Source organism: Pantoea sp. CS_6 (assembly GCF_041954745.1).
Classification (GTDB): domain Bacteria; phylum Pseudomonadota; class Gammaproteobacteria; order Enterobacterales; family Enterobacteriaceae; genus Pantoea; species Pantoea stewartii.
In genome coordinates, this window is record NZ_JAVAYG010000013.1 from 34,550 (window position 1) to 51,924 (window position 17,375).

A 17,375-nucleotide genomic window follows, 5' to 3' on the forward strand; every position below is an offset into this window, starting at 1 on the left:
ATAGTTCAGGGTGGCAAAAACGTAAAAAATGGCTACGCACATCCCTGCGCGACACATTATGCGTAGTTAACAACCGAAAAGGTGTACATAAAACATCTCAAAAACTGAGGACATGAGCGACATCTGTCTTCACAGGCTATATACGATCTGTACTCAACGTTACATCATAGCCTGAAAGAAAAGAGGGCATAAAAGAAGCGCTAGTTGTAATCAACTGTCATCAGACGAAAATGACTGTATTTTTTTAACTTCACCTTACCCAGGCTAAGCGGTAAGGATTGCTGACTGTCGTTCATACGAAGTAGGGTGGATTCTGTTCTTCCTCCTCTTGTGCAGCTTTGTTTAATTTGAGAATTAACAATAAGGGTATTACATCCGGTTTCTACAATCGCACCCTTAAAAGTGATTTGACCACCTACAGCAAAAGATAAGGGTGATAAGAACATTAAAAAAAGGGCATAAGTTAACTTTTTCATGGCTTCAGACTCTTGTTGATTTTCACAAAGAAAAGAACGGCATTAAAAAGAAAAACTTTAGGTGATAAATTTTTTTATTTTATAAAAATTATTTTTTGAACATTTATTGTGAAGGATTTGACGTTTTTCAATGTATGTTAATGCCGGTAACTGGAAATGGCAGGAGGATTATGGTTTACAGTTTTGTTAACAAATTGGCTTTTAACCACAATTATTTGTTTCTTTAACAAATGTGTTTAAAAACTGCAGTGTAGGTCACAAATAAGGGGGTAAATCAGGTGCCTGTCAAACTGATATCGGATGAGGCGCGGGACACGTATAACTGTGTTGAAAACAGGAATCGTAGCAGGCATGGCTTCACTGCTTGTACATCCTTTTCTTTTTTACTTTTCGTTATCGCCTGGTTTGCTGCGTATTAGATTTTGTTATCCTTCCAGATAATCATCTGTTGATGAGCGTATTTTCTTCGTAAGACTTCCCTAAAAACGAGTCATTAAGAAAGCCGGTTGCTGTTTCACCTGTCTTATCAGGCGTCCGGAATCGATTAATGTTGAATAAATTCCGAAAGGGCATAGCGTACGTTGTGAAAAGAGAAAAGTGCAGGGAGATCTTTAAAAAGTCCGTTTTTACACGGACTTAATAATCAAATGAAGGCGACAAACAGCAGGAAGCTTAATGTGTGGCTATTCGATATTCTGAATCTGCTCTCGCATCTGTTCAATCAACACTTTTAGCTCAATCGCTGAATTCGTAATTTCTGCATTAATGGATTTTGAAGCCAGTGTGTTTGACTCGCGGTTGAACTCCTGCATCATAAAGTCAAGACGACGGCCTACCGCCTCTTTTTTCTTCAGAATGTTATAGGTCTCTTTAACGTGCGCATCCAGACGATCCAGCTCTTCTGCGACATCGACACGTTGTGCCATCATCACCAATTCCTGCTCAAGGCGATTATTTTCAAGCTGCACCTCAGCATCTTCCAGTTTGGCGATCAGGCGCTCCCGCTGCCACTTAATCACATCGGGCAGTTGAGCGCGGACTTTGCTAACTTCATGCGTTACCGCTTCCAGCCGCTGCTCGATCAGTGCCTTCAGAGCGCTGCCTTCGCTTTCACGTGCGGCGATGAAATCATCCAGCGCGCTATCCAGCGCCTGAATCAGCTGAGTATTAATTGCATCCAAATCCTGTTCAGGTGCTGCCATGACGCCTGGCCAGCGCAGAATATCCAGCGGATTGATAACGCCCTCATCGGTCTGCAGTTTGACCCAGTTAGCCGCCTGAACCAGTTGTTTGGCCAGTGACTCATTGAGCATCAGTTCGCCCTGCGCGCCAGGATCGGCCTCGAAGCGCAGATTACATTCGATTTTTCCACGCGTCAGTCGCTGGCGAATGCGCTCCCTGATCATCGGTTCCAGTCCGCGAAACTGTTCAGGCAGACGAATATAGGTTTCAAGATAACGTTGATTGACAGAACGCAACTCCCAGGCGGCGCTGCCCCAGTCGCCCTTAATTTCACGGCGGGCATAGGCGGTCATACTGCGGATCATAAGCGTTACTCTTTTTTTAAATAAGGTTGAGGCCAGTATAACGAGGCAAGGCTGACCAGAACAGGTGTAAGCGTGTACAGGATGCGATAACAAAATGTTTCCGCTTTTCTCAACAGCCACTTATGCTAATTACTGGTTTACTCGTTGAGGCCCTCTTTTTATGTCGCGCGTATCGTCTCTTCCACTCATACTCAGCCTGCTGCTTGTGGGCTGTCAGTCGCCGTCTCCATCATCACCATCATATCCGCCTTCTACCCGACCCGTTCCGGTGTGCGCCGGCGGTGAGGTCATGATGCAAACCACATTGTGGTTTGGTCTCAGTAAGCCGCAGGGCGGCAATGTGAGCGCACTGGACTGGATGAATTTTGTCGATAAAGAGGTAACACCGCGCTTCAGGTCTGGCTTGTCTGTTTATGATGCGCAGGGCCAATGGCTGGGCGAAAACGGTCAGTTAGCACGTGAGAAAAGCAAGGCGTTAGTGCTTATCTATCAGTTCGACAGTGACAGCAACAGTCGTGTTGAAGCGCTGCGTGCCCGCTATAAAAAACAGTTTGGTCAGGAATCGGTTATGCGCGTGGATACGCCAGCCTGCATTAGTTTTTAGGGACAAACGGCGGCCAGTGCCGCCGTTGAGTCCATCAGATAAACAGTCCGGCAAATGCAGCGGAAAGCAGGCTGACCAGGGTGGAACCATAGACCAGTTTCCAGCCAAACCTTGAGACGACATTGCCTTGTTGTTCGTTCAGGCCTTTTATCGCGCCCGCAACAATTCCAATAGAAGCAAAGTTCGCGAAGGAAACCAGGAAAACAGACAGGATGCCCAATCCGCGTGGCGTCATGCCTGCCGCTATCTTTTTCAGTTCAATCATGGCGACGAATTCATTCGCCACCAGCTTCGTGGCCATAATACTGCCAGCCTGTAATGCATCGGTAGCGGGAATGCCAATCAGCCAGGCAAAAGGATAAAAAACATAGCCAAGAAGCTGCTGGAAACTGTACCCAAACAGGGTGGCAAACAGGGCATTGATAGCCGCGATTAAGGCAATAAAACCAATCAGCATGGCCAGAATAATCATCGCGACTTTGAAACCAGCGAGGATGTATTCCCCCAGCATTTCAAAGAAACTCTGATCTTCGTGTAATTTATCCAGCGGAATAGCCTGCTCATTACTGCCTTTGCCGGGGTTAATAATCGACAGGATGATAAACGTGCTGAACATGTTAAGCAGGAGAGCCGCAACGACATATTTGGCCTCGATCATCGACATATACGCACCAACAATCGACAGCGAAACGGTAGACATCGCGGTTGCCGCCATGGTGTAAAGTCGGCGTGGTGGGATATCGGCCAAAATACCTTTATAGGCAATGAAGTTCTCTGACTGGCCCAGCACCAGCGTGCTTACCGCATTAAAGGACTCCAGTTTTCCCATGCCGTTAACTTTTGATAATAGCGTGCCAACAACGCGAATCAGTAACGGCAGAATGCGCCAGTGTTGCAAAATACCAATCAGTGCGGAAATAAAAATAATAGGGCAGAGCACGCCAAGGAAGATAAAGGCCAGTCCCTGCTGACTCATGCCACCAAACACAAATTCCGTGCCCTGTGCAGCAAAACGCAGCAGCGTTTCAAAGAAATGCCCCACCGTGCCTACCAGCGCCAGTCCACTGGCTGAGTGAAGAAAGAACCAGCCCAGTGCGGCTTCTACAACAATCAGTTGAATGATAAAGCGCAGGCGAATGCGTTTTCGGTCATGACTGACCAGTAGCGCAAGGGCAAAAATTACCACCAGCGCCAGCAGGAAATGAAGAAGAGCGGTCATAGTTTAGTCAGTTAGCGGATATGCAGGAAAAGGTAAGGCATTTAGCCATACTCCGGCATGAATTTCATCCCAGGCTGCACTGACCACTGCAAGAGACAGCAGGCCAGGAAGTCCGTATAATACGCAGCCAATCATTAGCAAGCCGGAGATAACCATGCGTCCAGCAGGCCGTAGCACACATCAGGTGCGTCCAGTCACATTGACCCGCAATTACACTAAACACGCAGAGGGCTCCGTTCTGGTGGAATTCGGTGAAACCAAAGTGCTCTGCACTGCAACGGTGGATGAAGGAGTTCCGCGCTTTCTCAAAGGGCAGGGCCAGGGCTGGGTCACTGCCGAATATGGCATGTTGCCGCGTTCCACTCACAGCCGTATGGCACGTGAAGCCGCGAAAGGCAAACAGGGTGGTCGCACGCTTGAAATTCAGCGCCTGATCGCCCGTTCTCTGCGTGCTGCGGTCGATCTCACCATGCTCGGTGAATACACGATTACGCTCGATTGTGACGTCATTCAGGCCGATGGCGGTACACGTACGGCTTCCATTACTGGCGCCTGTGTAGCCCTGGCAGATGCGCTTAATGCCCTGGTCGCGAGTGGTAAGCTGAAAGCGAATCCGATGAAAGGCATGGTTGCCGCCGTGTCAGTGGGGATTGTCAATGGTGAAGCGTTGTGTGACCTTGAATACGTTGAGGACTCTGCCGCTGAAACGGATATGAATGTCGTCATGATGGAAGATGGCCGCATGATTGAGGTGCAGGGCACCGCTGAAGGTGAACCCTTTAGCCACGAAGAACTGCTGGCATTACTGGCGTTAGCGCGTGGCGGTATTGAAGAATTGATTCAGGCCCAGAAAGCGGCGCTGGAAAATTAAGGTAACAGGCGACCACAGAGTCGCCTTTTTTTTATCTGAGGAGTAAGACATGAAAGCCTGGCAGCGGCAGTTTATTGAATTTGCACTGAATAAGCAGGTGCTCAAATTTGGTGAGTTCACATTAAAGTCGGGTCGTAAAAGCCCCTATTTTTTTAATGCCGGTTTATTTAACACGGGCCGGGATTTAGCGCTGCTGGGACGGTTTTATGCGCAGGCGTTAGTCGACAGCGGAATCGATTTTGATTTGTTATTTGGTCCGGCCTACAAAGGCATCCCTATCGCCACCACCACAGCCGTTGCGTTAGCCGATCATCACGATCGTGACGTACCTTACTGCTTCAATCGTAAAGAAGCGAAAGATCACGGAGAGGGCGGTTTGCTGGTGGGAAGCCCGCTGCAGGGTAAAGTGATGCTGGTCGATGATGTCATCACGGCCGGCACGGCGATTCGCGAATCCATGGATATTATCAATGCACATGATGCCAGCCTGGCGGGCGTGCTGATTTCACTGGACCGTCAGGAACGCGGCCGGGGTGAACTCTCTGCTATTCAGGAAGTGGAGCGGGATTATTCCTGCAAAGTTACCGCGATAATTACGCTTAACGACCTGATTGATTACCTGGCTGAAAAAACGCACATGGCCGATCATTTAGCGCAGGTACGGGCGTACCAAAAAGCATACGGCGTCTGATAACTGGCGGGCATTGCGCCCGCCTGTGTATTACACCAGTTGTGCCGCAATCAGCGGCCAGCGGGTGTCAAAGTCGGCCGTTGGGCTAAACCGGAACTCGGAACGGACGTACCGCGATAACAGCCCTTCACACAGGGCCAGCAGCTGGCTGGCCAGTAAGGTTTCATCCGTTTGAAAGCCTTCACCTTCGCGCATTTTGCGTTCGCGCATCACCTGGCGTAGCTGCACTTCAATGCGCTCAAACAGCTGATTAATGCGCCCCTGCAGACGGTCCTGTTCAAACATTAACGCGTGACCTGTCAAAATCCGCGTCAGCCCCGGATTACGCTCACCAAATCCCAGAATCAGTTGCACAATAAGACGCAGGCGCGCCATTGTTTCTTTTTCATCTTTCAGGATCAGATTGATGCGGGTAATCAGACTGTCTTCAATAAATTCGATCAGGCTGTCAAACATCCGCGTTTTACTGGGAAAGTGACGATAAAGCGCCGCCTCCGATACACCGACGTTAGCCGCCAGTTTTGCAGTAGTAATGCGTTGGCTGCCATCACTTGACTCAAGCATCTGCGCCAGCGCCTGCAAAATCTCCTCGCGGCGATTCCGCTTTACGACTTTTTTCTCTGCCATGCCCTTAAAAACCCCTGAATTTCACCATATACAGGCAACACCTACGCATCTGCCACAAGAGAAAGCCTTGGGGCGATGAGAAATAATAAGATTGGCGTAAGTGAAAATCGGTCGTGCTGGTTACTGACGGCCTGAGTGACCGAAGCCACCTTCACCGCGCAAGCTGGCGTCAAACTCGTCTACCAGATTGAACTCGGCCTGGACGACAGGGACAAAAACCAGCTGGGCCATGCGGTCGCCCGGCTGAAGCGTAAAGCTTTCCTGCCCGCGATTCCATACCGATACCATAAGTTGTCCCTGATAGTCGGCATCAATCAGACCAACCAGATTACCCAGGACAATACCATGTTTGTGGCCCAGGCCAGAGCGCGGAAGAATCACGGCGGCAAGGTTCGGATCGGCGATGTGAATAGCCAGACCGGTAGGAATTAATGTCGTTGTGCCGGGTGCGATTTCCATCACATCATCAATACAGGCACGAAGGTCTAACCCAGCGGAACCCGGTGTCGCATAGGTCGGCAAGGGAAACGCTTTGCCGACGCGCGCATCAAGAATTTTAACGTCTATTTTTTTCATCATAACGGCTGACAATCTCGTCTATTAAAAGTTGACCAAGGAGTGACTTATCGCTGAGCGGTAAGGTTTTTTCTCCTTCCTGCCAAAAAAGGTGAAGAGCATTGGTGTCGCTATTGAACCCGTGGCCTGCTTTTGACACATCGTTAGCACAAATCAGGTCCAGGTTTTTACGCGCGCGTTTTTTTCGGGCGTATTCTTCCACATTCTGGGTTTCAGCCGCAAATCCAACCACAAATGGCCGGCTCTGCGTTAAGGCCGCGACCCCCGCGACAATATCGGGATTTTTAATGAGCTGCAGGCTGACTTTCTCATCGTCATCCTGTTTCTTTATTTTTTCATCCGCGATCTCAGTTGCCCGGTAGTCTGCCACGGCTGCGCTTGCAATGAAAATATGTTGTGCGTTTATCTCCCCCATTACCGCCGCCTGCATTTCCAGGGCCGATGTCACATCCACTCGTTTAACGCCGGCGGGCGTTGGCAGGGCAACCGGACCGCTTACCAGCGTAATGCGGGCGCCGCGCTTTGCTGCCGCCGCAGCAATCGCAAACCCCATTTTTCCCGAACTGTGGTTGCTGATATAACGCACGGGGTCGATCGCTTCACGGGTAGGGCCCGCGGTAATCATAATATTGAGATGTTGCAGGTCGTTGACGGGCGCGGCCCACTGAACGGCGTGGTCAACGATAGCTAAAGGATCAAGCATGCGACCGGGGCCAATATCCCCGCAGGCCTGGCTGCCGCTGTCTGGCCCCCAAATTAACAGGCCGCGCGCCTGAAGCCTGATCAGGTTTTCCTGCGTTACGGCAGCGCGATACATCTGCTGATTCATCGCCGGCACAATCGCGACAGGCGCTGCTGTTGCCAGCACGGCAGTGGTGACTAAATCATTGGCCATCCCTGCCGTAATGCGCGCAATCAGGTCGGCCGTGGCCGGGGCCAGCACGATCAGGTCAGCCCATTTGGCCAGCTCAATGTGTCCCATTGCGGCTTCAGCTGCCGGGTCAAGCAGATCATCAAAAACAGGATAACCGGAGACGGCCTGCAGGCTGAGTGGCGTGATAAAAGCCTTTGCGCCCTCGGTCATCATCACGCGGACATCGGCACCGCGATCGCGCAGACGACGGACCAGCTCGGGGGTTTTATAGGCAGCAATTCCACCACTGACGCCCAGAAGAACTTTTTTACCGGCTAATCCCATCATGCTGTTGACCTCATTTTCGATTGCCGTCGCAGGGACGGTGTAATGGCCGAATTTTATCACAAAACGTGGCATGCACCTTTTCAATGGCTGCGTTTGCGAGACATGCCGGAGAATCACAATCACGCGCTGGTGGCGGATAGGTTCGCACGCGATGATACAGGGGGCGACAGGGAGAGCAGCAATGAAAAATTTGCCACCACGAGAAAAACTTCAGCAATGGGGTGCGGATGCGTTAAGTGACGTAGAGCTGTTAGCGATTTTCTTACGAACAGGTTCAAAAGGCGTTCCTGTCATGATGCTGGCGCAGCAGATGCTGCAGGAGCTGGGGTCGCTTTATAATATCGTTAATGCGACGGCTGCAGACTTTAAGGGCATTAAAGGCGCTGGCGAAATCAAGTTGATTCAGATGCGCGCAGTGGCAGAACTGGCCAAACGGTTTTTCGCCAGCCAGCTGGCGCGTGAGAGCACAATTGACAGTCCCGCAGCGACGCGTCAGTACCTGCAGACATTATTGGCCAGGCAGGAGCGTGAGGTGTTTGTCGTGCTGTTTTTGGATAATCAACATCGGGTATTAATGGCCAGAGAAATGTTTTCCGGATCGATTAACAGCGTCGAAGTCCATCCTCGTGAAATTGTGCGTGAAGCCCTGAAAATCAACGCGGCTGCGCTCATCGTGGCGCATAACCATCCGTCAGGAATTGCTGAACCCAGCCAGGCTGACCGCGACATTACACTAAAAATCTGCGAAGCTTGTCGCTTATTGAATATCCGGTTGCTTGATCATCTGGTGATTGGACACGGTCAATCTGTCTCATTTGTCGAACGCGGATGGCTCTGAGCCTGGAAATCTGGTCCAGGTGGCGGCTTTTTACACGATCATTCGGGATCTTTATCTGTTCGGGACTTGAGCACTTGGGCCGAGCGGCGTATACTACGCCACCTTTGAGAATCTCGGGTTTGGCGGTTAGGCCAGCTTAGCGGGTTCCATGGAACTCGCCTGGCGGGCTGCAAGCCTGACGAGGCGGCCAAAACCTAATTTTTAAAGCTCGAGCTGATTTGATTTTTGGAGAATAGACATGTCACGAGTCTGCCAGGTAACTGGAAAGCGTCCGGTGACCGGTAACAACCGTTCCCACGCAATGAACGCGACGAAACGCCGTTTCCTTCCGAACCTGCACTCACACCGTTTTTGGGTTGAGAGCGAGAAGCGCTTCGTTACTCTGCGTGTATCTGTAAAAGGTATGCGTATTATTGATAAAAAGGGCATTGATACGGTGTTAGCCGACATGCGTGCCCGTGGTGAGAAGTACTAAGAGTACTAAGGAACTGAATCATGGCTAAAGGTATTCGTGAGAAGATCAAGCTGGTTTCCTCTGCTGGTACAGGTCACTTCTATACCACCACGAAGAACAAACGTACTAAACCAGAAAAACTTGAACTGAAAAAGTTCGATCCGGTTGTACGTCAGCATGTGATCTACAAAGAAGCCAAAATTAAATAATTTTGGTGTTCTGCTAAAAACCCGGCTCCGGCCGGGTTTTTTGTTTGTGTAATGCGCAGGGGAGAGGTTATGCCAGAGTTGCCAGAGGTAGAAACCAGCCGACGCGGCATTGAGCCACATCTGGTTGGTCAAACAATTCTTCACGCCGTCGTTCGCAACGCACGCTTGCGTTGGCCGGTATCCAATGAAATCCTCGCATTAAGCGATCAGCCAGTACTGAGTGTTCAGCGGCGCGCTAAATACCTTTTGCTTGAGCTGCCACACGGCTGGATCATTATCCATCTTGGTATGTCTGGCAGTCTGCGCGTTCTGCCCGAAGAATTGCCTGCCGCCAAACACGATCATGTTGACCTGGTGATGAGCAACGGGAAGGTCCTGCGCTACACCGATCCCCGACGTTTTGGTGCCTGGTTGTGGAGCAGCGATCTGGACGGAAGCAGCGTGCTGGCCCATTTAGGTCCAGAACCACTGAGTGAAATGTTCAGTGGCGACTATTTGTTTGAAAAATCCCGCGGTAAGCGAACGGTGATCAAGCAGTGGTTGATGGACAATAAAGTCGTGGTGGGCGTGGGCAATATCTATGCGAGCGAGTCACTGTTTACGGCAGGGATCCTGCCTGATCGAGCAGCGATGAGCCTGTCTCACGATGAAGCGGCGTTTTTGGCTAACACTATTAAAGCGGTACTGCTCCGCTCTATCGAGCAGGGTGGAACGACATTGCGTGACTTTTTACAAAGCGATGGCAAGCCAGGCTATTTTGCTCAGGAGTTGCAGGTTTACGGCCGGGCTGGCGAACCCTGCAGGGCGTGCGGCACGCCGATTGTAAGTGGGAAGCACGGGCAGCGCAGCACCTACTGGTGCCCCAACTGCCAGCATTAAGGCAGCTTTGCGAGTAAGGCCTGATGGACAGGTGCGGACAGGAAGGCAGAGACATCGCCACCATGCCGCGCCACTTCTTTGACCAGTGACGATGAGATAAAAGAAAAGCCTTCTGAAGGCATTAAAAATACGCTTTCCAGCGTTGGCAACAGGTGTCGGTTCATACGCGCGAGCTGCATTTCATATTCAAAATCGGACACGGCACGTAATCCACGAACCAGCACATTTGCCTGCTGCGCCCGGGCGAAGTTTGCCATCAGATCGCTAAAACCGACCACGTCAACATTGGGAAGATGTGCAGTGGCCTGTTGCGCCAGCGCCACTCTTTCGTCCAGCGTAAACAGCGGTTTTTTACTCGGGCTGGCGGCAATCGCCACAACAAGCCGATCAAACATCTGTGCTGCACGAGTGACGATATCAATATGGCCCAGGGTAATGGGATCGAAGGTGCCAGGATAAATCGCTTTTGTCGTCATGTGCGCCCTTCCGCCGAAGTCTTATTTAGCGCCCAAAGCGCTGCATATTTATTGAATGTGTACTGGGCATTAACGACTGCCAGTAGCCAGCCCTGTTTGCCATCAAGGAATCCGGCACGCAGCAGCAGCGTTTTTACAAAGGCACCCGCTGTATGACTGAAGACAGAAAACAGGCTGCACGTTTTTCCACGCTGGAATCTTTCCTGCGCCCAGGCTTCAGCATAAGCCAGTTGTTTTCGCTGGAAAACCATCAGGTCACGGCAGGTCAGATGCTGTAAATCGCCTTTCAGTACCTTAACGGGCGCACCTTCGGTCTTGAGTGACTCATGGACCTGATTATCGTTATAACCCAGTGTACGCGGATACAGACGCATCACTCTGTCAGGATACCAGCCGCTGTGACGCATAAAACGGCCCAGGAACAGGTTGCTACGACTGAGGCTGTAAACGGTTGGCCCCGGCGGCGCTTCCAGAACCTGTTCAATCGCCTGACGCAATTCTGGCGTCACGCGCTCGTCGGCATCGATCATCAAAATCATATCGCCACTGGCAAAACTTTGCGCCCGCTGGCGTTGTTTTCCATAACCCTGCCATTCCGTTGCCTGAAAAACCTGTGCGCCGGCCTGTTGAGCCAGCGAGAGGGTGTCATCGGTACTTCCGGAATCCAGCACGATAATTTCATCGGCCCAGCTGACTGAGGCAAGACAGTCAGGCAGCAAGGCGGCTTCATTTTTGGCAATCATCACCACTGAAAGGCGTTGGCGCGTAGTGGTCATCAATGAGCCCGTGGCGGTAAATGAGGTTCAAGTAACTGTAGCAGGCGCTGCAGCGCACCCTGATTTTGGTGCAGCACCTCGACGGCGTGGCGACCGTAATAACGACGATAGTCGTCATCCTGTAGCAAATTCGTCACTTCTTTTTCCAGCGACGCCGCGTCAGTCACAGTGATCAATCCCTGTGCCTCCTGCAGTTTGCTGCAAATATCTTTGAAGTTCCAGGTATGCGGGCCCATCAGTACCGGGATAGCATGGGCTGCCGGTTCCAGCGGATTATGACCGCCACGCTCAACCAGGCTGCCTCCTACGAAAGCCAGGTCGGCTATACCGTAGAGCAGCATCAGTTCGCCCATTGAGTCACCAATGACAACCTGTGTTGAACTGGAGGGGATCTCTCCGCTACTGCGTAAGGTAAAGCTGAAGTGACGTTTTTGAGTGAGTTCGCGCGCATCGTTGAAGCGCTCAGGATGGCGTGGTACCAAAATCAGCAGCAGATCGGGAAAGGTCTCCAGTAAACGGCGATGCGTATCCAACAGAATCGCTTCTTCACCTTCATGTGTACTGGTCGCGATCCAGACCGGACGGCGCGGAGCCCATTGGCGACGCAGCGTGACGGCGCGTGCCGCCAGCTCGGGAGTAACTGAAATATCGAATTTCAGGCTGCCGGTGATCGACAGGTGAGAGCGTTTCAGCCCAAGCTGGATAAAACGCTCACCATCCTCGGCATTTTGCGCAGCGATCAGCGTGATGCTCTGCAGGAGATTGCGCATAAACTTGCCCAGCTTGCGATAGCCTTTGGCTGAGCGTTCTGACAGGCGAGCATTGGCGATCACCAGCGGAATATGGCGCTGATGCAGAATACGGATGATATTAGGCCACAGCTCCGTTTCCATAATGATGACCAAACGTGGATTCACCGTATCAAGAAAACGATTAATGGCGCCGGGTAAGTCGTAAGGCAAATAGACATGGTGTACATCTTTGCCAAAGGCGGACTGCGCGCGCTCCGAACCGGTTGGCGTCATGGTGGTCACGGTAATAGGCAGGGTAGGGTAGCGATGACGCAGCGCGCGTACCAACGGCACCGCCGCCAGCGTTTCCCCCACAGAAACCGAATGCAGGACAATGCCGTCCGGCTTCACTTTTCCGGCGCAGTAGCCATAACGCTCTGCCCAGCGTTTGCGATAGGCCGGGGCTTTACGACCGCGCAGCCACAGGCGCAGCCAGATGAGTGGCTGAATGAAATAGAGCAATGCGGTGTAAATGGTCGTCATAGTTACCGTTATGACACGTTGGCGTCAAAAAAGCAGTTTAAAGTCAGATTACTGCATATTATCAGAAACAGCATAATCACTCATCTCACATCATGATTGGGTACGCAGCACCTGCTCATAGAGGGAGGTAAGGGAATGCGCCAGGTGCTGTGGGCTGTATGGCTCAACCCTGCGCCGCGCCGCTTCTCCCATTCGCGCGTCGATGGTCAGACTCGACAGGGCGTTTATCGCCTGGTTCAGGCCTTTAATATCCAGCGCATCGCGAACAAATCCTTCCTGGCCTTCGCGAATAAACTCAGCGCCGCCACAGCCGGTGCTGGTAATGACCGGTAAACCACAGGCCATCGCCTCCAGTACGACGTTGGGGAAGGGATCATATAAGGTCGGCAGCAGCAAACCATCGGCAGCATGATAGAAAGGCTGTACGTCCTGCTGCACGCCGACAAAACGCAAGCGGTCAAGGCAGTTCAGTTGATTAGCCAACTGCTGATAACGTTTTACCTGTTTGTCCTGGCCTACCACAATCAGATAACGATGACTGTTGGCCAGCGCTTCAATGGCCGCTTTCAGGCCTTTGCGTTCAAAACCCGATCCCACGTAAATCAGCACTGTCGCGTTGGTGGGCAGATTCAGTTGGGTCCGCATGGCATGGCGCGTGGCCTCGGTCGCAGGCTGAAAGCGCGTGGCATCAATCGCATTGTAGATAACGTGTATTTTGTCTGCCTGCAGCGTAAAACAGCGCAAAATGTCTTGTTTTACCATCTCAGAATTGCAGATCACCGCTTTCAGTGAGGGAGACTGGAACATGTCCGCTTCCGCCCGCAAAACGTAACGATGGTAAGGACTCAGGCTGGCACTCAGGCGCTGTAGTGGTGACACAATGCGGGCACGTTGCTCAAGCCAGACACGGTGAACGCCATCGCCAGCCCGAAAAATATCACAGCCTGCGATGCGCTCATGGCTTTGTACGATATCAAACTTCTCCCGCTCCCAGCAGGCCCGCGCAGCCTGTGCAAATCCTCGCTCGCGTGAAACCCGCCCCAGTTTGCCTGGATTACAGATGTGCAGATGCCAGTCTGGGTTGGGTTTGCCCTGCCAGCTGCGGGTAATGATATTGAGATCCAGTTGCTCACTTCCCAGCGCTTCCAGCGCGCGTGAGATAAACCGTTCTGCGCCGCCATCAGGACGATATTTTTGCCGGACAATGGCCAGACGTAACTTACGCATTCAGATAGCTCCTTGCGGCATTCACGACATCCTCAACCGGGATGGCCGATAAATAACGCTGATCGGTCCGGGTATCAATAGAATCCGGATGGGGCAGAGATCCATAGTCGCCCGCCCAAATCACCCGATTGTTGTCTCCCCACGGACGCCAGTGCTGCAGCTTGGTCGGTCCGAAAAGGGCGATGCAGGGTGTATCCAGCGCCGCCGCCATATGCATGGGCGCGGAGTCGACACCGATAAAGAGTTGCGCGCCCGCGATAAGCGCCGCCAACTGAGGTAAAGAGAGTTGACCCGCAAACGAGATAACGTGAGGGGAATGGCATTGTGCCAGAATACGTTCGACCATCTCCCGTTCATTTGCATCGGGGCCTGCCGTCAGTATCACTTTGCGATCGGCTTGGGCTAACTTATCGATGGTGGCCGCGACCTTGTCCTCTTCCCAACATTTAAACTGCCAGCGTGAAGTGGGCTGTAAAACAATATAGCCCCCGGCAACCTGCTGCTGACGGAGCTTGTCCTGCACTTTTTGCGCATCGTCGGGGCTGAAATGCATTGAGGCACCGATGCCTTCCGCTGGAATAGTCAATGGAGAAAGTGCGGACAGATTTTGTTCCACTGTATGTAATTGCTCATGATTTTCAGTGGTAACTAAATGCGTGTGGCACCAGCGCCAGATGGCCTTGTCACGTTTTGTGAAGGCAAAGCCAATACGTACTGGTGCACCAGATAAACCGGTGATAATGGCGCTGCGCCACTGATCGGCAAGGTTAATGACCAGGTCATACTGACAGTTGCGGACGGCAGCGACCAGCGCCATTTCATGGCGGAATTTTTGCCAGCCACCTTCCTTTTTCCAGCCGCGGTCAATGACATGCAGATGGCGGATGGCAGGATGTGCTTCCAGCATAGGACGGGTTTCTTTATAGAGCAGAACATCAATCACGGCCTGTGGGTAATGCCGATGCAAAGCATTGATGACAGGCGTGGTCAGCAGCATGTCGCCATGATGACGCAGTTTGATTATCAGTATTTTTTTCGGTGCAAACTGGACTGGAATCGGGCTTGTCATACTCAAATGCTCTCAAAATTCAGTGAGCTGATTGTAGGGCAAACCCTTTAGGGGTTAAAGCAAGTGACGGCGCTTATTTCCTGCGCCAGTAATAAATCCGTCCCAGCCACAGCAGCAGGTGATACCACTGCTTAATACCACGTGCATTGCGCAACATACGTTTGTGCGTCCCGGTCGCGAACACATCTGCAATCATCGCCTGACGCGCAGCCTCATCGGGCTCACGTCGAATACTGTGACAAACGCTCAGGGCTTCATGCGTTATCTGATAATGGAACGTCGGGTATATGTTAACTTTATCGCGGTAGCGCGCATTAATCTCTTCCAGCATTCTGGCAATTTTCAGGTAATGGCGCTGATACTCGACATTGGCCTGTCCAGTGCGCTTGCGGTTACTGATTGAAGCGTCATGCGTATGATAACGGTACAGTTGTCTGTCGGTGTAGCGCACGCGCTGCGCATTGAGCATGAGTTCTGTCGTCCACGGAATGTCCTGGTGGTGTAGTCCGGGTTCGAACGCCAGCTTTGTTTTTTCAATCAGTTCACGGCGATAAATGCCCAGCCAGACAACATGCTTATAGCGATGTGTTTTCAGCGCCATGTTAAGCCACTCTGGGCCGCTGAGAACTGACGTGCCAGAAAGGCGCTCCAGCGGTATTAGCGGTTGAATCGCATTGTCGGCCGGAAAAAACCATTCAGCGTTACATTGCGCGACATCCAGATTATCCGCTTCTGCCATGTCTGTCAGCGTCAGGTACATGTCGGGCTTCATGGTGTCATCAGCATCAGGAAAGGTCACGTACTTGCCGCGAGCCACTGCCAGGCCAGCATTGCGCGCACGGGATACGCCACCGTTTGGTTGGTGAATGACCCGAATGTGAGGATAGCGTTGCGCATAGTTGTCAGCCTGTTTACCGGAGTCATCGGTGGAACCATCATCAACGATGATGATTTCAAGTGATGTGAGCGTTTGCGCCAGTAAAGACTGGATAAACCTTTCAAAACCGGCACCAGCATTAAACATCGGCGTGATAATGGACAATAAAGGCGAATTCTGTATCACGGCATTATGCATTTTAGTGAAATCTAGGCGGAACTTTGCCCGCATTATTACGAAAGCATTCAGAACTTTTTGTGCATTTAGGGTCAAATAAACGAGTAGCAGAAATTATTTTTTATGCAACTTTTGCGTGCGGGTGATCAAAAGCCCGGCTATGACTGTTTTAACCTGGGCACAGTATGAAAAATATTCTCGTCATCAGGCGCGATAACATCGGGGATATGGTGTGTACCACCCCGCTGCTGGAAGGTATTAAAAAGGTTTTTCCCGAGGCAAAACTGACATTATTGGTTAACAAAGTCGCGCAGGATGTGGTGCTGAATAATCCCCACATTGATTCGCTACATGTCTATAAAAAAGCCAAACACCGTAGTAAAAACGAGAGCGCAATGGGTGTCTACTGGCATCGTTTGAAAATTTTCTGGATGTTGAGACAGACTCGTTTTGATGCGGTATTGCTGGCCAATCCGGTGCCCTGCAGGTACAGCCTGCGTCTCGCACGTTTAGCGGGAGCAACAAATATCATTGGCGCGGGCCAGCCTAATCAAGGGCTTACCCGAAGTTTCAGTAGCGCAGATTTTTCTGGAAATCATCAGGTTGAACACACTTACTCTTACCTCTCATCGTTAACCGCTCATTTACCCGACGTTCCCCCCGTAAGAGTTTATCTGACAAAGTCAGAGCGGGAGGAGGCAGAATCGCGTGTACATGCGTTGTTTCCCGTTGAGGGTCAGACTTATGGCGTGCATATCAGCAGTCGCTGTGCAAAGCGCCGCTGGGCAATAGACAATTATGCTGCGTTTATCCATCACCTCTTAAAGGATGAAAAGGCTCGCGTATTACTGTTTTGGTCACCTCAGGGTGCGCTGGGGCCTGAGGATATGGGAGATAACACGCGTGCTGAAAAGCTCCTGCAGTTAGTTAATTCTCCACGAATAGCAGCCTATCCTACAGGGTCAGTGCGTGACCTGATGGCGGGTTTTCATTGCTGTGATCAGATTTTGTGTAGTGACGGCGGTCAAATGCATATCGCAGCGGGTTTGCACAAAAAACAGGTCGTGTTTTTTGGTGATACGGATGCCCTTGGCTGGCATCCGTGGTCAGGTGAATACAAAATTTTGCAGTCACCTTCTGGTGAAAGCAATGATTTCACCCCTGAATACGTTATCCACGCCTGGCGAGAACTCGAGGGGATCTCGCAAAAAGGAGAATACAGGCGGTCAACCTTCTGTGACTCGCCTGATTTTTTTCAGACGTCCTGAATAAGACATAGCCCCTCTCGAACATGCCGTTCCTGTCAT

Annotated in this window: 20 protein-coding genes; 8 read left to right on the forward strand and 12 right to left on the reverse strand. The window is 51.4% G+C overall.

Translation table 11 applies throughout. From position 1 onward, the window contains the following. Positions 1-200: 200 nt before the first annotated feature. Together RAC90_RS18005 and RAC90_RS18010 are read right to left on the reverse strand one after the other, a co-directional pair. Positions 201-476 (reverse strand): hypothetical protein, encoded by a 276-nt coding sequence (locus RAC90_RS18005; RefSeq protein WP_375124607.1) that lies wholly within the window; start codon positions 474-476, stop codon positions 201-203. Positions 477-1,159: 683 nt separating this feature from the next. Further along, positions 1,160-2,023 carry a YicC/YloC family endoribonuclease gene (locus RAC90_RS18010; RefSeq protein ID WP_375124608.1) on the reverse strand — a complete coding sequence of 288 codons (864 nt, stop codon included), beginning with the start codon at positions 2,021-2,023 and terminating at the stop codon, positions 1,160-1,162. Between the two features lie 160 nt (positions 2,024-2,183). Here RAC90_RS18010 and RAC90_RS18015 point away from each other — a divergent pair, with 160 nt between their 5' ends. Beyond that, on the forward strand, positions 2,184-2,627 hold the full coding sequence (locus RAC90_RS18015; protein WP_054632866.1) for a DUF3574 domain-containing protein: 444 nt from the start codon (positions 2,184-2,186) through the stop codon (positions 2,625-2,627). 34 nt (positions 2,628-2,661) lie between these two features. Here RAC90_RS18015 and RAC90_RS18020 read toward each other — a convergent pair whose 3' ends face one another. Then, positions 2,662-3,846: a NupC/NupG family nucleoside CNT transporter gene (locus RAC90_RS18020; RefSeq protein ID WP_039342462.1), complete on the reverse strand. Its 1,185-nt coding sequence runs from the start codon at positions 3,844-3,846 to the stop codon at positions 2,662-2,664. A 154-nt stretch (positions 3,847-4,000) separates the two neighbouring features. On the opposite strand from RAC90_RS18020, the gene rph reads away from it, so the two are divergent. Together rph and pyrE are read left to right on the forward strand one after the other, a co-directional pair. Beyond that, positions 4,001-4,717 carry a ribonuclease PH gene (rph, locus tag RAC90_RS18025; RefSeq protein WP_375124609.1) on the forward strand — a complete coding sequence of 239 codons (717 nt, stop codon included), beginning with the start codon at positions 4,001-4,003 and terminating at the stop codon, positions 4,715-4,717. Positions 4,718-4,766: 49 nt separating this feature from the next. Next, positions 4,767-5,408 (forward strand): orotate phosphoribosyltransferase, encoded by a 642-nt coding sequence (gene pyrE, locus RAC90_RS18030; RefSeq protein WP_006121244.1) that lies wholly within the window; start codon positions 4,767-4,769, stop codon positions 5,406-5,408. 30 nt (positions 5,409-5,438) lie between these two features. Here pyrE and slmA read toward each other — a convergent pair whose 3' ends face one another. The 3 genes from slmA to coaBC form a co-directional block, all read right to left on the reverse strand. Beyond that, on the reverse strand, positions 5,439-6,035 hold the full coding sequence (slmA, locus tag RAC90_RS18035) for a nucleoid occlusion factor SlmA (protein ID WP_006121245.1): 597 nt from the start codon (positions 6,033-6,035) through the stop codon (positions 5,439-5,441). Positions 6,036-6,155: 120 nt separating this feature from the next. Next, positions 6,156-6,614, reverse strand: coding sequence for a dUTP diphosphatase (gene dut, locus RAC90_RS18040; protein WP_033738053.1), 459 nt, complete (start codon positions 6,612-6,614; stop codon positions 6,156-6,158). Beyond that, positions 6,592-7,812 carry a bifunctional phosphopantothenoylcysteine decarboxylase/phosphopantothenate--cysteine ligase CoaBC gene (coaBC, locus tag RAC90_RS18045; protein WP_375124627.1) on the reverse strand — a complete coding sequence of 407 codons (1,221 nt, stop codon included), beginning with the start codon at positions 7,810-7,812 and terminating at the stop codon, positions 6,592-6,594. The genes dut and coaBC overlap by 23 nt, the downstream gene beginning before the upstream one ends. Positions 7,813-7,993: 181 nt before the next feature. Here coaBC and radC point away from each other — a divergent pair, with 181 nt between their 5' ends. The 4 genes from radC to mutM all read left to right on the forward strand — a co-directional run bounded on the left by radC (position 7,994) and on the right by mutM (position 10,192). Then, positions 7,994-8,650 (forward strand): DNA repair protein RadC, encoded by a 657-nt coding sequence (gene radC, locus RAC90_RS18050; protein ID WP_033738055.1) that lies wholly within the window; start codon positions 7,994-7,996, stop codon positions 8,648-8,650. A 238-nt stretch (positions 8,651-8,888) separates the two neighbouring features. Further along, a complete protein-coding gene (gene rpmB, locus RAC90_RS18055; RefSeq protein WP_006121249.1) occupies positions 8,889-9,125 on the forward strand; it encodes a 50S ribosomal protein L28 in 237 nt (78 codons plus the stop codon). Between the two features lie 20 nt (positions 9,126-9,145). Then, the gene (gene rpmG / locus RAC90_RS18060; protein ID WP_001051798.1) at positions 9,146-9,313 is read left to right on the forward strand and encodes a 50S ribosomal protein L33; all 168 of its coding nucleotides are present in this window, start codon (positions 9,146-9,148) and stop codon (positions 9,311-9,313) included. A gap of 69 nt (positions 9,314-9,382) precedes the next feature. Then, positions 9,383-10,192 (forward strand): bifunctional DNA-formamidopyrimidine glycosylase/DNA-(apurinic or apyrimidinic site) lyase, encoded by an 810-nt coding sequence (mutM, locus tag RAC90_RS18065; RefSeq protein WP_006121251.1) that lies wholly within the window; start codon positions 9,383-9,385, stop codon positions 10,190-10,192. Here the strand turns inward: mutM and coaD are convergent. From coaD to RAC90_RS18095, 6 genes are all read right to left on the reverse strand, one after another. After that, the gene (gene coaD / locus RAC90_RS18070) at positions 10,189-10,668 is read right to left on the reverse strand and encodes a pantetheine-phosphate adenylyltransferase (RefSeq protein WP_006121252.1); all 480 of its coding nucleotides are present in this window, start codon (positions 10,666-10,668) and stop codon (positions 10,189-10,191) included. The genes mutM and coaD overlap by 4 nt on opposite strands. Beyond that, positions 10,665-11,444 carry a glycosyltransferase family 2 protein gene (locus tag RAC90_RS18075; protein WP_375124610.1) on the reverse strand — a complete coding sequence of 260 codons (780 nt, stop codon included), beginning with the start codon at positions 11,442-11,444 and terminating at the stop codon, positions 10,665-10,667. Before RAC90_RS18075 ends, coaD begins: the two co-directional genes overlap by 4 nt. Continuing rightward, positions 11,444-12,718 (reverse strand): lipid IV(A) 3-deoxy-D-manno-octulosonic acid transferase, encoded by a 1,275-nt coding sequence (gene waaA / locus RAC90_RS18080; RefSeq protein WP_039342468.1) that lies wholly within the window; start codon positions 12,716-12,718, stop codon positions 11,444-11,446. Before waaA ends, RAC90_RS18075 begins: the two co-directional genes overlap by 1 nt. 90 nt (positions 12,719-12,808) lie before the next feature. Next, entirely contained in the window at positions 12,809-13,945 is a 1,137-nt protein-coding gene (locus RAC90_RS18085) for a glycosyltransferase family 4 protein (RefSeq protein ID WP_375124611.1), read from the reverse strand. Beyond that, positions 13,938-15,014, reverse strand: coding sequence for a putative lipopolysaccharide heptosyltransferase III (gene rfaQ / locus RAC90_RS18090; RefSeq protein WP_375124612.1), 1,077 nt, complete (start codon positions 15,012-15,014; stop codon positions 13,938-13,940). Before rfaQ ends, RAC90_RS18085 begins: the two co-directional genes overlap by 8 nt. Positions 15,015-15,087: 73 nt before the next feature. Beyond that, positions 15,088-16,089, reverse strand: coding sequence for a glycosyltransferase (locus tag RAC90_RS18095; RefSeq protein ID WP_375124613.1), 1,002 nt, complete (start codon positions 16,087-16,089; stop codon positions 15,088-15,090). Positions 16,090-16,253: 164 nt separating this feature from the next. On the opposite strand from RAC90_RS18095, the gene RAC90_RS18100 reads away from it, so the two are divergent. After that, complete coding sequence (locus RAC90_RS18100) at positions 16,254-17,336, forward strand: glycosyltransferase family 9 protein (RefSeq protein WP_375124614.1); 1,083 nt, start codon at positions 16,254-16,256, stop codon at positions 17,334-17,336. The last annotated feature ends 39 nt before the right edge of the window (positions 17,337-17,375 follow it).